Below are 15398 nucleotides of genomic sequence, written 5' to 3' on the forward strand. Positions count from 1 at the left end.
AATGAAATGGGGTCGTTTGACCCCATTGTTATTTACAAATTCCTCAATTGCGCTGAAACCCGCGCTATCCCTATCTATATCTTCGTCGGGTCATTCACAAGTCTTGTTTCCCTAGGTATAGTAAGCGTCAATTTTTCAACCAAAATTTGCTGATTTCAAATGACGTTTAATTGGCCCATTTCAGTCTATTACGAAGACACCGACGCAGGCGGCGTTGTCTATCATTCGAACTATCTCAATTTTTTTGAGCGGGCGCGAACCGAGTGGTTAAGAGCCTTAGGCGTAAGCCAGACTGCACTGTTAGCCGATGATACGGCGTTTGTGGTAAAGCGGGCGGAATTGGATTTTAAAAAAGCCGCGCGTTTTGAACAGAACCTTATTGTAGAAACTAAGGTCATAGAGTTGAAAAAGGCCTCGTTGGTATTTCATCAACGTTTGGTTGATCATCAGGGAGACTGTTATTGTGAAGGCACAGTGCTAGTAGCCTGTGTTGCCTTATCACGAATGCGGCCCCGAGCTATCCCCTTAAATATTGTGCAGGAGTTTGACAGTGCAAGCTGATATGTCGATTGTCGGGTTATTTTTACAAGCCAGTTTATTAGTGAAATTTGTGATGTTCACTTTACTTTGCTTGTCTGTAATGTCTTGGACGGTGATTTTACAACGCCGTAGCTTATTGACATCTGCAAAAAGTAAATCGGCAAAATTTGAAGATAAATTTTGGTCAGGCGTTGATTTAAATCGTCTGTATAAAGAATTATCGGCTCGTCCAGATAATACTGGCTTAGAGTCATTATTTGTGACGGGTTTTAAAGAATATTCACGTCTAAATAAATTAAATAGCAAAGTGCCCGATGCAGTGATGGATGGTACTTCACGTGCCATGCGCGTCACCTTATCCCGTGAATTAGAAAAGTTAGAGGCCAACTTACCTTTATTGGCAACCATTGGTTCGACTAGCCCTTATATCGGTTTGTTTGGTACGGTATGGGGTATTATGAATTCATTTATCGCTATCGGCTCAATGGAAAACGCGACGCTTGCCATGGTGGCGCCAGGTATTGCAGAAGCACTGATCGCAACCGCAATGGGTCTGTTTGCGGCAATCCCTGCTGTTATCGCTTATAACCGTTTTGCCACCCAAGTTGAAAAGCTGGAAATCGGTTACGCTAACTTTATGGAAGAGTTTTCTAGCATCCTGCATCGCCAAGCGTACAGTGAGAAGGAAGGCGTATAATGCAAGTCGGTTATCAGCGTAAACGTCGTCGCCCCGTTGCCGAAATCAACGTGGTGCCTTATATCGACGTCATGCTCGTGCTGCTGATTATTTTCATGGTAACAGCGCCGATTGTGACCCAAGGGGTGAAAGTGGAGCTGCCTCAAGGTGCGGCGGAAGTTCTGCCAGCAGACAGTAAGCCACCAGTGGTAGCGTCTATCGATGCCGACGGTGCTTATTTCCTCAATCAGGGCGGTTCCAATAACGAAGAGATGGAATTGGATGAACTAGCCACCGCTGTCGCGGCGATCATGGTGACTGAGCCTGAGCGCCCAGTGGTGGTGAAAGCCGATAGAAATATTCCTTACGATAACGTGATCCAATTGATGGTGACCCTGCAGCAGGCAGGTGTTCCCTCAGTCGGTTTGATGACGGATTCACCCAAGGAGAAATAGGTGGCGGATAATTCAAATGTTGCATTACCTCTGTCGATTTCAGCAGGTATTCATATTGGCGTGATAATTATTCTGGCCATTGGCATAGATTTCACCCATAAACCTGAACCTGTGCAACAAGTTAGCGCCCCTGCAGTAAAAGCTGTTATGGTTGATCAGCAAAAAGTGGCTAATCAAGTTGAAAAGCTTAAGCAGGAAAAGCGCGATGCTGAGCGCCGCGAACGTGAGCGCCAAGCCGAACTTGAACGCAAAGCACAGGAAGCAAAGCAAGCCCGTGAGCGTGAACAAGCACAGCTGAAGAAACTGGCGGAAGAACGTAAGCAGCAGGAGATTGAGACCCAAAAGGCCAATGATGCTGCGAAAGCCGCCCAGTTAAAACAGCAACAGGAAAAGGAAAAAGCGCAGAAAGCTGAAGCCGAACGCAAGCAGAAGGAGCAGGAACGTAAACTTGCTGAAGATGCAGCCCAAAAAGCGGCGGAAAAGCGCAAAGTAGAAGAGGCCGCAGCCGCAAAAGCCGAGGCCGACCGTAAGCAGAAGGAAGCTGAAGCCAAGGCCAAAGCTGAGGCAGAAGCTAAAGCCAAAGCGGAGGCAAAAGCCAAGGCCGATGCAGAAGCGAAAGCAAAAGCCGAAGCTAAGGCAAAAGCGGATGCAGAAGCCAAAGCACGTGCCCAGCAAGAGCAGGAAATGGCCGATGCGTTAGCCGCCGAGCAGGCTGCATTATCGCAGACCATGAATAAGCAAATGCAAACGGAAGTGGGCAAGTACACCGCGATGATTAAATCGACAATTCAACGTAACCTAGTGGTTGACGAATCGATGCGTGGTAAAACCTGTACTGTTGCCGTGCGTTTAGCCAATGATGGTTTTGTGATCAGCAGCCAGGCGCAGGGTGGTGATCCTAATGTGTGCCGTGCAGCAAAAGCGGCGATCTTAAAAGCGGGCAAGTTACCAGTGTCTCCGGATCCTGCGGTTTATAACTTGATGAAAGAAATTAACTTAATCGTTGAACCAACGTTTAATTAAAGGAGTCCCATGAAAATTTTGGCAAAATGGTTAGCATTGGCGGTTCTGCTTTGCACTATGCCGGCAAAAGCGGCGCTGGATATTGTGATCACTGAGGGTGTGGATGCGGCGCGTCCAATCGCAGTGATGCCATTCCAATGGCAAGGTGCGGGTGCACCACCTCAGGCGATCGCCGATGTGGTGATGTCTGACTTGATTCGTAGCGGTACCTTTAAACCATTAGATGAATTAGGGTTACCACAACGTGGTATCGGTGCTTTAGCTCAGTTTGATGCAAGTGCTTGGGCCAATGTAGGTGCCGAAGCCGTTGTTGTTGGGTCGGTAAAACCCTATGGCACAGATCAGTTTTTGGTGAGTTTTGACCTTATCGATTTGGTTAAAGCGCAAAACCAAGCGCTAAAAGGGCCAACCAGTGCAACGGAATTTTTGATGGACAGCCGCCAAACGGTGATTTCTGCGGCGCAGTTCCGTCAATATGGCCACAGGATTAGCGATATCGTCTATGAGAAGCTCACGGGCATTCGTGGTGCCTTCTTGACCCGTATTTCCTACGTGGTGGTGAATCACAGCCAGAAAGCGGCTTATTCGCTGATGATCGCCGACTATGACGGTTATAACGAGCAAATGTTACTGCGCTCTCCAGAGCCTTTAATGTCGCCCGCTTGGTCACCTGATGGTCGTCGTTTAGCCTATGTAAGCTTTGAAAACAAAAAGGCTGAGATTTTTGTTCAGGATCTTTACACTCAAGTTCGTACTAAGGTAAGTAGCTTCCCTGGCATTAACGGTGCCCCTTCTTTTTCTCCCGATGGTAAATCATTGGCAGTGACCCTCTCTAAGGATGGTCAACCCGAGATTTATGTTATCGATATCGCCACAAAAGCGATTAAACGTATTACCAACCACTATTCCATCGATACTGAGCCTTCTTGGTATCCCGATGGTAAGTCATTGTTGTTTACCTCCGAGCGCGGTGGTAGACCACAGTTATATCGTGTAGATTTAAATTCAGGCAAAGTGACCCGTGAAACCTTTGAAGGTGAATGGAATTTAGGTGGTTCAATTACCCCTGATGGTCGCAGCATGATTTTTGTGAATCGCACAAACGGTAAATTTAATATTGCACGTATGGATTTAAGTACGCGCTTTATGCAGGTGCTGACATCGACACGTTTGGATGAATCTCCAAGTGTGGCCCCTAATGGTACTATGGTGATTTATGGCACTACGTATCAAGGCAAGCAAGTTTTAGCAGCTGTTTCTACGGACGGACGCTTTAAAGCGAGATTACCGGTAGGTCAGGGCGAGGTGAAATCACCTTCTTGGTCTCCGTTTCTCTAATGTATTAGCTCGATTTATTCACATTTAATTTTATAAGGAACAGATAATGGATCTGAACAAGTTGTTAAAAGCTATGTTGGTAGCACTTCCAATTATGGCTATTAGTGCGTGTAGCTCAACTTCTGAATCAGAAACTGATGCAATGGGCTCTACAAACGGTTCGGGTAGCGAACTGAATGGTGGCGGCGTTCAAACTGGCGGTATTGGTGGAATGTTAACACCTGAAGAGCAACAACGTCAGCAACTTGAGCAGTTGAGAAAAGAACACATCATTTACTTCGACTTCGACCGCAGTGAAGTTCAAACTGAATATGCCGCCGTACTCGAAGCCCACGGTACCTATTTAGTTGAACACCCAAGCGTACGCGTATTGATTGAAGGTCATGCCGATGAGCGTGGCACGCCAGAATACAACATCGCACTAGGTGAGCGTCGTGCTAAAGCTGTTGCTAAATACTTACAAGGCATGGGTGTACAACCTAGCCAAATGAGCATCGTAAGCTATGGCGAAGAGAAGCCACTTGACTTCACTCGTACCGATGAAGGTTTTGCTAAAAACCGTCGTGCAGTTTTAGTTTACTAAGATTGAATTACGGAGAGTAACGAGATGAAACGTGCCGTCTTAATTACGGCAATGTTCTTCGGCGCAGGAGCTGCAGTTGCAGCTCCTGCTCCTGTTGAAGATATTGCTGGTGGTTCAGGTGATGACAGACTTGCTCGTTTAGAGCGCATTGTAAAATCGAGACAACAAAGCGAAATTGATATGCAGCGCCGTCTGGATACTTTGCAGCAAGAAGTTCTCGACTTACGTGGTTTGACTGAACAACAGAATTATCAAATAGAGCAGATGCAACAACGTCAGCGTCAGCTTTACGATGAAATTGCCAATTTATCCTCCAAAGCCGCTGCCGCGCCAGCTGCTTCTACTCCTGCAACGCCCGCTGCTGTGGCAGCAAGTGCCAATGCCGCCGCCAGTAGCTTAAGTGAAACGGCCAGCTATGAAAGTGCGGTGAACTTAGTGCTGAAAGAGCGCAAGTATGATGATGCTATCCCAGCGTTTCGCGCCTTCATTAAACAGTATCCAGATTCAGTCTATGCTGCCAATGCCAACTATTGGTTAGGACAGTTACTGTTTAACAAGAGTGAATTTGCTGAAGCTAAACAAGCCTTCAATACCGTCGTGACCCGTTTTAGTGACTCCAACAAACGTGGTGACAGTTTAGTGAAGCTTGGCATGATCGCAGAGAAAACCGGTGATAAGGCCGGCGCGACTCAATACTACCAACAAGTGGTAAAAGACTACGCCAACAGTGCTGCAGCACGCATTGCCCAACAACAATTGGCTGCAATTAAAGCATAATTAACTAAAAAACATACTCTTAGTCTGTTTTTCATGCAAACGACAAAAAATTGGGAATTTACGCTTGCATGGGAAAATGAAAAAGGTATTATAGGCGCCCTCGGAACGGCGAGGTCGTTCGGGGCGCAAAATACCAGTAAATGGGTCGTTAGCTCAGTCGGTAGAGCAGTTGGCTTTTAACCAATTGGTCGAAGGTTCGAATCCTTCACGACCCACCACTTACTCTAGGAAATAGAATAAGTTAGCGGTATTTGAAGTGTTATAAATAAGATGGGTCGTTAGCTCAGTCGGTAGAGCAGTTGGCTTTTAACCAATTGGTCGAAGGTTCGAATCCTTCACGACCCACCACTTTTCTGGAAGTGTAAAATTCAGAGTCCAATAGATGGGTCGTTAGCTCAGTCGGTAGAGCAGTTGGCTTTTAACCAATTGGTCGAAGGTTCGAATCCTTCACGACCCACCACTTTTCTGAGAGTGTAAAATTCAGAGTCCAATAGATGGGTCCTTAGCTCAGTCGCTTAATTTATAAAGCTAGGGCAGTTGGCTTTTAACCAATCAGTCGAATGGTTTAAATCCTTCACGATTCCCCACTTTTCTGAGAGTGTAAAATTCAGAGTCCTTAGATGGGTCGTTAGCTCAGTCGGTAGAGCAGTTGGCTTTTAACCAATTGGTCGAAGGTTCGAATCCTTCACGACCCACCACTCTAAAATCCCCTAGTAAACTCCTCTTCAGTTTCAATCACAAATCATTTTTGCTTTTTCAGCATTTTCTACTTTTGTCTCATAGACTTATTGCCAATGTTGCTCGCTTGTTAAATTGTCCATATTGGCTGCGGACAAATAATAACAACTGGGGAAACATAAAATGAAACAAGCAAAACTTAGCTTGCTTTACTCTGCAACCTTATTGGCATTTATGGGCTCTGCCAATGCGGCTTCTTTAAAAAATACTGACGTTGAATTTGGTGGCTATATTAAGGCGGACGTAATGTTAAGCGATTATGGCAATGGGGCACCCGATTCGGGGGATTTATCCCGTCAGTTTTATGTACCGGGTACCATTTACGGTAAAGAAGGCAACGGTAACCAAGTGGTGGATTTCCAAGCCCGTGAAACGCGATTCAATTTTAAGGCGGCAACGGACCTTGATGGCCATAGCTTGTCGGGCTTTATTGAATTGGATTTTATGACCCACACCGATGGCAATGAACGGGTGTCTAACAGCTATTCACCACGTATCCGCCATGCCTATGTATCCTATGATAATTGGACCGTAGGTCAAACCTGGACCACTTTCCAAAACCCTGCGGCCTTGCCCGAAAACCTCGACTTTGTGGGTGCTGCAGATGGTACGCCCTTTGCTCGTCAATCGTTACTGCGTTATACCCATGGCAACTTCCAATTTGCGATAGAAAACCCTGAAACAACGGTAACTCCGAATCAAGGTGGCGCACGCATCACCAGTGGTAATGGTGTCGTGCCTGATGTGGTGGCGCGATACAATCTCAAGACGGACGGCGGCGCCTCATTCTCGTTTGCAGGTATTGCTCGTCAACTCAATTTAGAAACCAAAATCGGTGCGACCCAAATCGATAGTTCAAGCTTTGGCTACGGTGCCAGTGTGGCGGGGATTATCCCTATTGGGAAAGATGATCTGCGCTTTACCGCAACCTATGGTGACGGTTTAGGGCGTTATATGGCGCTTAACTACATTAATGCGGGTGTGTTAGATGCTAACGGCGATATTGAATCCATTCGTACCTTCGGCGGCTTTGTGTCTTACCGTCATTGGTGGAACGAACAGTGGCGCACCAGTGTGACACTTTCTGGCATGCAGGCGGATAATGATGTGGCTTTAACGGGCACAGGGGTGAATAAGGATGCCTATTCTGGCTATATCAACCTGTTATATTCCCCTAGTAAACCATTGACCTTTGGTGTGGAATATATGTACGCCCAGAACAGCAAAGAGAATGGTGATGATGGTGATTTAAGCCGGATCATCTTCTCGGCTAAATACGTACTCTAACATATAATATAGATAAAAAAGGAGACCTCAGGTCTCCTTTTACATCATATTAGGATTAACCTAACAGATTGTTATCGCGAACATATTGTTCGAAATCGGTGCAACCACCTACGTGTTTTTCATCAACGAAAATCTGTGGCACAGTTTCGACTGGCTTGCCGACAGTCTTCTCGAGATCCGCTTTAGAAATCCCTTCGGCGTGGATATCCACGTATCTAAATTTAAAGTCATCACGTTTTTCAACGAGTTGCTCTGACAATTGTACTGCTCGCACGCAATAAGGACAGCCAGGACGGCCAAAAATAACAACGTACATAATAGCTCCTTAGGATTACTTTAAGCGTTTTATACCATAGCGCTAAGCGAATTGATAATGTCAGATGTGTTTATTTTCAGTTTGATAGCGCCCTTGGTAGTCGAAATAGCTTTCGAGCAGATCCCAGCCTTTTTTGTGCTTTTTCAGCAGTAACAGATCCGGCATTCGAAAGGCGGCGCTATCGGCAATCAGCTCAGACACGTTTTTGTATTGCTTAGGTTTAAGACCCGGCGTGCGGCTATGGGGGAAAATAAACAACGCATACAAGGCACGCCATTGGGCGGGCGTTTGCAGCTTAAAGCGTCGATTAAACTCGTTTCCTTCAATGTCCAGATATTGCACCTTAAGATCGCCCGCATCATCCATTAACGTCATATGCTGACAGCGGAACAGATGATGGTGCTGCTTGTTCAATACTTGCTTAAGGCGTTTGTCTGGGTCGATTAAGGTCGACTGGCAATGCTGACAAATACGCGCCGCAATGTCGTTCTCTTGTCCGCAATCGGGACAGGATTTAGATCTAAATCGAAAGTCACATTGCTGCTTTTGTCCATGATGCTCGACTATGCCCTGACAGCGACGGCCAAAGTGTTCGATAATATCGCCATCATTGTCGGTTAATCCCCAAAAGATATTGGCAAACTGGCAGACAGGGCAGTGCACTTGTACTGGAACCGATTTGCTATTGGGCTTAGCTTGGCCGACTTCTGGAAAATACAAATCATAGCCATTGGCTGCGTAATCAATGACTAAACAATCTTTTTTACCTTCACAGATCCTAAGACCACGGCCAATCATTTGCTGAAATAAACTCACCGATGCGGTGGGGCGTAAAATGGCAATCAAATCCACATGGGGCGCATCGAATCCCGTGGTCAATACCGCCACGTTGACGAGGAACTTAAGCTCCCTCGCTTTAAAGCGCTCGATAAGCTCATCACGTTCATTATCTGGCGTTTGCGCCGTGACGATTGCCGTTTGCTCGCTGTGTTTCTTGTTCAGCTGGCTGACAATTTCTTCAGCATGGCGCACCGTCGCCGCAAAAATAATGATCCCCTGGCGGTGGTGACTCAGTTCAATCAGTTGCTTCACAATCGCCGTTGTCGCGCGTCCGGCGTGATTCAGCAGCGCATTGACTTGGGCCTCGGGATATTCGCCATTGTCATTGGGCTTGATTTGGCTGAAGTCATATTGGGCACTTAAACCATCGAACAAGGTGGGCGCGGTTAAATAACCTTGTTTAATCAGCGGACGGATAGGGAGCTCGAAAATACACTGCTCGAAGATCCCAAGTTCAGGCGAGCCAACTTTACCGTGGTAGTGGCGTTTGTAAATCCAACCCGTCCCGAGCCGATAGGGAGTGGCCGTGAGGCCTAATAACCTCAGCTTGGGATTACGCTGCTGTAAATGGCTTAAGATCTGCTGATATTGGCTGGTTTTTTCGAGGCTGACTCTGTGGCACTCATCGATAATCACTAGCGAGAAGGGGTCATCGAATTGATTTAATGAGCGCGCGGCGGATTGGATACTGGCCACGACGGTTTTGCCATCAGTCGATTTTTGATTTAACCCTGCGGAGTAAATGCTGGCGTCGGTCGTCAGTAACCCCACCTTTTGCGCGTTTTGGGCAACCAGTTCCTTCACATGGGTTAAAACCAGCACTCGTCCTCTGGCGATACGGGCAAGCTCGGCAATAACGATACTTTTCCCGGCTCCTGTTGGCAGGACTAACACGGCGGAATCGGTGCTTTTTTTAAAATGCGCGATGGCGGCATCGACGGCTTGTTGCTGGTAATCCCTGAGGGTAACGCTTGGGCTGGAATTAACTGACACGCTGTTAGATATTCTTGGTCGATTGAGTTTGGCGCCAAGCTTAACACAGAACCAAAAAAATGCCCCTTGGTTGGAGGGGCAACTAAGAGAAAGGGGCAATCAGGCACTTTCTCAACAGGGTTTGCTTCATTTAAAGGAACCTGTACTCGACGGAGCAAGGTTCAAACGTACAGGAGCTAAAGCTGCGCTTAACCATGATAAGTCACGATTAAGCGCGGGATAACGATTACTCGTTACGATTCAAGCGAGTTTCAATCAAGGTCTCAATCACGGCTGGATCGGCCAGTGTTGATGCATCACCTAAGTTAGTCACTTCGTTCGCGGCAATCTTACGCAGGAAACGGCGCATGATTTTGCCTGAACGGGTTTTAGGTAATCCTGTTGCCCACTGGATAAGATCCGGTGTGGCTAGGGCACCAATTTCTTTGCGAACCCATTGGCGCAGCTCTTGGCGAAGTTCTTCACTCTCTTCCGTGCCGCGGGTTAAGGTGACATAGGCATAAATACCTTGGCCTTTAATATCATGGGGATAACCCACAACGGCGGCTTCAGCGACCAGTTCATGTGACACTAGTGCACTTTCTACCTCTGCGGTACCTAATCTGTGACCAGAGACGTTAATCACATCGTCTACACGGCCAGTGATCCAGTAGTAACCGTCTTCATCGCGGCGCGCGCCGTCACCGGTAAAGTACATGCCACGGAAGGTTTTGAAGTAGGTCAGCACGAATCGTTCATGGTCGCCATATACGGTACGCATTTGGCCTGGCCATGAGTCGAGCAGCACTAAGTTACCTTCGGTTGCACCTTCTAAAATGTTACCCATGTTGTCCACGAGCGCCGGTTGTACACCAAAGAAGGGGCGAGTCGCTGAGCCAGGTTTGGTATCGGTTGCGCCTGGTAATGGCGTAATCAAAATGCCGCCGGTTTCGGTTTGCCACCAAGTATCGACAATCGGGCAATGTTCATGGCCGATAACTTCGTGGTACCAGCGCCAAGCTTCAGGGTTGATAGGTTCACCCACAGAGCCCATGATGCGCAGCGAGCTGCCATCATACTGGTCGAAATGCTGTTTACCTTCGGCCATCAGTGCACGGATAAGTGTCGGTGCCGTATAGAGAATATTCACCTTGTGACGGTCAATCATCTCACCTAAACGTGCTGGGCTTGGGTAATTAGGGATCCCTTCGTGGATAAGCACGGTTGCACCGTTAGCGAGTGGGCCGTACACCATGTAGGAATGGCCCGTGATCCAACCCACGTCGGCAGTACACCAGTAAATTTCACCGGGTTTGTAATCGAACACATACTCGTGGGTCATAGAGGCATACACCATATAACCACCGGTGGTGTGCAATACGCCCTTGGGATTGCCAGTAGAACCTGAGGTATAAAGTAAGAAGAGCGGATCTTCAGCGCCCATTTCTTCAATGGCGCAGTGCTCGGATGCGGTTTCAACCAAAGAATGCCACCACACATCGCGGCCTTCGACCCAGTCAACCTTGCCGCCTATACGTTTAAGTACAATCACTTTCTCAACGCTGGTGACATCGGGATGTTTCAGCGCATCGTCGATGTTGCGTTTGAGTGGGATCGCGCGGCCACCACGCATACCTTCATCGGCGGTGATGACGACCTTAGATTTACCGTCTATGACCCGTGAAGCGATGGAGTCGGGTGAAAAGCCACCAAAGACCACCGAATGCACGGCACCGATGCGGGCACAAGCGAGCATAGCGACTGCTGCTTCTGGCACCATTGGCATATAAATGGTCACAATATCCCCACGACGCACGCCTTGGCTGCGAAGGGCGTTGGCAAACTTACACACTTGTGTGTGCAGCTCACCGTAGGTGATTTTACGTTGTTCGCTGGCGTTATCGCCTTCCCAAATGATGGCAACACGGTCGCTGTATTCTGCTAGATGGCGATCTAAGCAGTTGGCTGAGGCGTTAAGGGTGCCGTCGTAGAACCAGTTAATCGATAAATTATGATCGTCAAAAGTGGTTTTTTTGATTTTAGTGTATGGCTTTATCCAATCGATCCGTTTGCCGTGCTCTCTCCAGAAACCCTCTGGATTGACAATCGACTCTTGGTACATTTTTTTATATTGATCGTTATTTACAAGTGCATTGGCAGCGATATTGCCGGAGACTTTGTAGAGAGACTGCGAGCTCATAGGGCTTCCCTTTCTAAAAATTGCGTAGTCTGAGTATGGTATGCAAGGGGCTGGCAACTCCATTAGACCTTGGTCTAGTTTTAAAATCTCCTTTATATTTAGTCTGTTGCATTCGAAAATCTGGCTAGATTTCAGCCATTATTTATCGCACAATAATGGAAAAAAGAGCAAAAATATGAATCTAACCTTAGTCGTCGCCGTTATTGCTATTTGTTATGTCTCACTTTTATTCCTTTTAGCCTGGGGCGCGGAGCGTTGGTTTAGCGGCGTGACCAAGAAGCTGCAGGTCGGCATTTATGGCTTAAGTCTGGCGGTTTATTGCTCTTCCTGGAGTTTTTTAGGTACGGTTGGACAGTCGGCTAAGGATTTTTGGTCCTTCATCCCGATTTTTATCGGTCCTATCATTATTTTCACCTTAGGTTTTGGTATGCTGCGCAAGATGGTCCTCGTGTCCAAGGCGCAAAATATTACCTCGGTCGCCGACTTTATCGCCGCCCGTTACGGTAAGTCACAAACCTTAGCGGCCATTGTTACCCTCATCGCGTTATTTGGCATCATGCCCTACATTGCCCTGCAACTTAAGGCGATGGTGTTTAGCCTTAACCTGTTTCAGCCCGCAGACGATCCTTTAAACGGCATTACTATCCCTTTGCTTATCACTGCATTGCTGGCGATTTTTGCCATTCTATTTGGAACGCGTAAGCTCGACGCCACCGAGCATAATCCCGGCATGATGTTAGCGATTGCTTTCGAGTCTTTAGTCAAACTCGCGGCGTTTTTGCTGGTTGGGATTGTGATTAGCTTTGGGGTGTTCGACGGTTTTGGTGATATCTGGCAGCAGGCGAGCGAAAAAGCCTTAATTAATTACCCAAATCCTCGAATCGAAGCCTTAATGCCTGAGCTACTCGTCGGCATGGCGGCGTTTTTATGTATGCCACGGCAATTCCATGTGATGGTGGTGGAGTGTGCCGATGAATCTGTGTTGTCCAAGGGACGCTGGTTATTCCCGCTGTATTTAGCTTTGTTTGGCTTATTCGTTGGGCCATTGGCCTTAGCGGGTAAATTGATCCTCGGCGATAGCGTTGCTGCTGATACTTATGTGATCAATTTACCGCTTGCGTTGGATCACCCTCTGCTCGCCGTGATTGCGCTGTTAGGTACGTTATCTGCCGCGACGGGGATGGTGATTGTGGCGGTAGTGACTATAAGCGTGATGGTGAGTAACGAGTGGTTGGTGCCTGTTATGCTACGCACGGGTAATATCCGTGAGAAAAACTTCAGTCAATTTTCGCAGATGCTGTTAAATGCGCGCCGCCTAGCCATCGTCATCATCCTTGGGTTGGGTTACGGTAGTTATCTGGCACTGGCTGACAGCGATTCGCTATCACACCTTGGGATGTTATCCTTTGGCGCCTTTGCCCAATTAGCGCCAGCGCTTGTTGGCGGACTTTACTGGAAACACGGTAATCGTGCTGGGGTATTTTTAGGCTTAACTGTCGGTTTTAGCTTGTGGTTTTACATCATGCTCAGTGGCATGACAAATAGCCAAAGCGCGACAAGTTTAGTGTCGGGCAATATCGACCTGTTAGATGCGATTACGCCTAATGTGCGCGATGCGCTTACGGCCTTGTTTGCCAATATTGCCTGTTATATGTTGGGCTCGATTTGGTTTAGGGCGGGGGTAGCCGAGCGTATTCAAGCCAGCGCCTTTGTTAGCCCCGGTAAGCTTAAAAATAATGCTAATAAAAAAAATGGCCCTATCTCCCAGCAGGATTTATTGATCTTAGCCAGTCGCTTTGTTAGTCCAACCCGCGCCTATGAAAGCTTTAGTCGATTCTCTACTGAAGCCGTTAAAAGTGACAGTTGGCATAAGGCCGCGACGCCAGAACTTATTGCCCATACCGAGCGTTTACTCGCTGGGGTACTTGGCGCTTCGAGTGCCTCCTTGGTAATGGACTCGGTTTTACAGGGGCGCGACTTGGCCTTGGATGAAGTCTTTAGTCTAGTGGATGAAGCTTCGTCCAAAATTATGCTCAGCCAAGATATGCTGCGTGGTGCTATCGAACATGCCTACGAAGGGATGAGTGTTATCGACAGTGATCTCAACTTGGTGGCATGGAACTACAAATATGTCGAGTTATATCAATATCCTGAAGGCTTTTTGCAGCAAGGAATGCCCATCAGTGAAGTCATCCGCTTTAATGCGGCGCGGGGATATTGCGGCGAGGGCGATATTGAGTCGCAGGTTGAAAAACGCGTGCAGCATATGCGTAATGGCACGCCGCATACTTCAGAGCGGCAACGCAAAGACGGCAAAGTGATAAAAATTCAAGGCAATCCAATGCCTGATGGCGGCTTTGTGATGACCTTTACCGACATTACCCAATACCGCGAGCAGGAACGCGCTCTACTCGAAGCGAATGAAACCCTTGAGACACGTGTTAAAGAGCGTACCTACGAATTAGCCATGCTAAACAGTGAGTTACTTGAGGCCAAAGCGCAGGAAGAAATGGCGAACGCTTCTAAGAGTCGATTCTTAGCGGCGGTAGGGCACGATTTAATGCAACCCTTAAATGCGGCGAGATTGTTTACTGCTTCTTTGTCCCAATACCCTAATTTGGACCGCGAGGCGCGTACGACCTTATCCCATGTGAATAGCTCGCTCAAAACCGCGGGCGAGTTACTCACCGACTTATTGGATATTTCGAAGCTCGATTCCGGCATGGTGGAGGTCAATCGCCGCGACTTTGCGATATCCGAGCTGCTCAATGGGTTATCGGTCGAATTTGAGGCGATGGCGGCGGATAATCAAATTCGTTTTAAGATGATCCCCTGTAGCGCGACGGTTAACTCTGACCCTTCGTTACTCCGGCGCGTACTGCAAAACTTCTTAACCAATGCTTACCGTTATGCCCGAGGCGGGCGGGTGCTGTTTGGTTGTCGCCATCGCGGTAGTGAGTTAGAGATCCAAGTGGTCGATACGGGTTGTGGTATTGATGAACACGAAACCCGTGAAATCTTCAAAGAGTTTAAACGCTTAAATAATCCGCGTAGTAAAAGTGTGAGTGGTCTTGGCTTAGGTCTGGCGATTGCCGATAGGATCAGCCGGGTACTCAATCACAGTATTGAAGTGTCCTCACAACTTGGGCGTGGTTCGGTGTTCTCTATTAGTGTGCCTTTAGGGGAAACCGTGCGTCAGCCACAGGTGAAGGCCTTACCATCGCTATTACAACCTTTGTCTGGCATTAAAGTGCTATGTATCGACAATGAAGAGGCCATTCTGGCGGGGCTTGAGAGTCTACTCAGCCGCTGGCAGTGTGAGGTGATTTGTGCAAAGGATTTAGCCGATGCACGCATAAAGTTAGGCCTAAAAGGGGTGGCGCCGGATATTGTTTTAGCGGATTTCCACTTGGACGATGGCCAAAATGGTGTCGATGCGATGGATGGGATCCGTGCGCTCTATGGAAAAGAGTTACCGGGCATTTTAATCACGGCGAATACTCGCAAAGAGCTGGTGGAAGATGTGCAGCGCCGTGGTTATCACTATATGGCGAAAATGATTAAACCCGCGGCGCTGCGGGCATTGATTTCGAGCCTAGTCAAGGCGAGTCGTTAAATAATAGGCCAGCATAAGGATGTTGGCCTGTTAATGA

The 15398-nt window shown here is 47.7% G+C and carries 12 protein-coding genes and 5 tRNA genes; 14 read left to right on the plus strand and 3 right to left on the minus strand.

All coding sequences use genetic code 11. The annotated features are described in order from the left end of the window. Nucleotides 1-159 precede the first annotated feature (159 nt). From ybgC to SHD_RS14890, 13 genes are all read left to right on the plus strand, one after another. On the plus strand, nucleotides 160-561 hold the full coding sequence (ybgC, locus tag SHD_RS14830) for a tol-pal system-associated acyl-CoA thioesterase (protein ID WP_011626519.1): 402 nt from the start codon (nucleotides 160-162) through the stop codon (nucleotides 559-561). Continuing rightward, nucleotides 551-1237, plus strand: coding sequence for a protein TolQ (gene tolQ / locus SHD_RS14835; RefSeq protein ID WP_011626518.1), 687 nt, complete (start codon nucleotides 551-553; stop codon nucleotides 1235-1237). The genes ybgC and tolQ overlap by 11 nt, the downstream gene beginning before the upstream one ends. Continuing rightward, nucleotides 1237-1671, plus strand: coding sequence for a protein TolR (gene tolR / locus SHD_RS14840; protein ID WP_011623130.1), 435 nt, complete (start codon nucleotides 1237-1239; stop codon nucleotides 1669-1671). The genes tolQ and tolR overlap by 1 nt, the downstream gene beginning before the upstream one ends. After that, nucleotides 1672-2694, plus strand: coding sequence for a cell envelope integrity protein TolA (tolA, locus tag SHD_RS14845; RefSeq protein ID WP_023267867.1), 1023 nt, complete (start codon nucleotides 1672-1674; stop codon nucleotides 2692-2694). It begins immediately after the preceding gene. A 9-nt stretch (nucleotides 2695-2703) separates the two neighbouring features. Further along, nucleotides 2704-4032 carry a Tol-Pal system beta propeller repeat protein TolB gene (tolB, locus tag SHD_RS14850; RefSeq protein WP_023267868.1) on the plus strand — a complete coding sequence of 443 codons (1329 nt, stop codon included), beginning with the start codon at nucleotides 2704-2706 and terminating at the stop codon, nucleotides 4030-4032. A 46-nt stretch (nucleotides 4033-4078) separates the two neighbouring features. Beyond that, nucleotides 4079-4615 (plus strand): peptidoglycan-associated lipoprotein Pal, encoded by a 537-nt coding sequence (gene pal, locus SHD_RS14855; RefSeq protein WP_023267869.1) that lies wholly within the window; start codon nucleotides 4079-4081, stop codon nucleotides 4613-4615. Nucleotides 4616-4639: 24 nt separating this feature from the next. Continuing rightward, the gene (ybgF, locus tag SHD_RS14860; RefSeq protein ID WP_023267870.1) at nucleotides 4640-5392 is read left to right on the plus strand and encodes a tol-pal system protein YbgF; all 753 of its coding nucleotides are present in this window, start codon (nucleotides 4640-4642) and stop codon (nucleotides 5390-5392) included. A gap of 142 nt (nucleotides 5393-5534) precedes the next feature. Then, nucleotides 5535-5610: transfer RNA gene (locus SHD_RS14865), tRNA-Lys, on the plus strand. Between the two features lie 54 nt (nucleotides 5611-5664). Next, nucleotides 5665-5740 (plus strand) — tRNA-Lys (locus SHD_RS14870). A 36-nt stretch (nucleotides 5741-5776) separates the two neighbouring features. Beyond that, nucleotides 5777-5852 (plus strand) — tRNA-Lys (locus tag SHD_RS14875). Between the two features lie 36 nt (nucleotides 5853-5888). Next, nucleotides 5889-5979 (plus strand) — tRNA-Lys (locus SHD_RS14880). Between the two features lie 35 nt (nucleotides 5980-6014). Then, a tRNA-Lys gene (locus SHD_RS14885) sits at nucleotides 6015-6090 on the plus strand. Between the two features lie 163 nt (nucleotides 6091-6253). Continuing rightward, nucleotides 6254-7417 (plus strand): DcaP family trimeric outer membrane transporter, encoded by a 1164-nt coding sequence (locus SHD_RS14890; RefSeq protein ID WP_023267871.1) that lies wholly within the window; start codon nucleotides 6254-6256, stop codon nucleotides 7415-7417. Between the two features lie 55 nt (nucleotides 7418-7472). On the opposite strand, the gene SHD_RS14895 is transcribed toward SHD_RS14890, so the two are convergent. From SHD_RS14895 to acs, 3 genes are all read right to left on the minus strand, one after another. Further along, nucleotides 7473-7733, minus strand: a complete 261-nt coding sequence (locus SHD_RS14895) for a GrxA family glutaredoxin (protein ID WP_011072684.1) — start codon at nucleotides 7731-7733, stop codon at nucleotides 7473-7475. 60 nt (nucleotides 7734-7793) lie between these two features. Then, nucleotides 7794-9566 carry a DEAD/DEAH box helicase gene (locus SHD_RS14900; RefSeq protein ID WP_023267872.1) on the minus strand — a complete coding sequence of 591 codons (1773 nt, stop codon included), beginning with the start codon at nucleotides 9564-9566 and terminating at the stop codon, nucleotides 7794-7796. Between the two features lie 226 nt (nucleotides 9567-9792). Continuing rightward, nucleotides 9793-11745 carry an acetate--CoA ligase gene (acs, locus tag SHD_RS14905; RefSeq protein WP_023267873.1) on the minus strand — a complete coding sequence of 651 codons (1953 nt, stop codon included), beginning with the start codon at nucleotides 11743-11745 and terminating at the stop codon, nucleotides 9793-9795. A gap of 175 nt (nucleotides 11746-11920) precedes the next feature. Between acs and SHD_RS14910 the strand changes: the two genes are divergently transcribed. Beyond that, nucleotides 11921-15361: a hybrid sensor histidine kinase/response regulator gene (locus SHD_RS14910; RefSeq protein WP_039978497.1), complete on the plus strand. Its 3441-nt coding sequence runs from the start codon at nucleotides 11921-11923 to the stop codon at nucleotides 15359-15361. Nucleotides 15362-15398: the final 37 nt, after the last annotated feature.

Origin of the sequence: Shewanella decolorationis S12 (assembly GCF_000485795.1) — a bacterium.
GTDB lineage: Bacteria > Pseudomonadota > Gammaproteobacteria > Enterobacterales > Shewanellaceae > Shewanella > Shewanella decolorationis.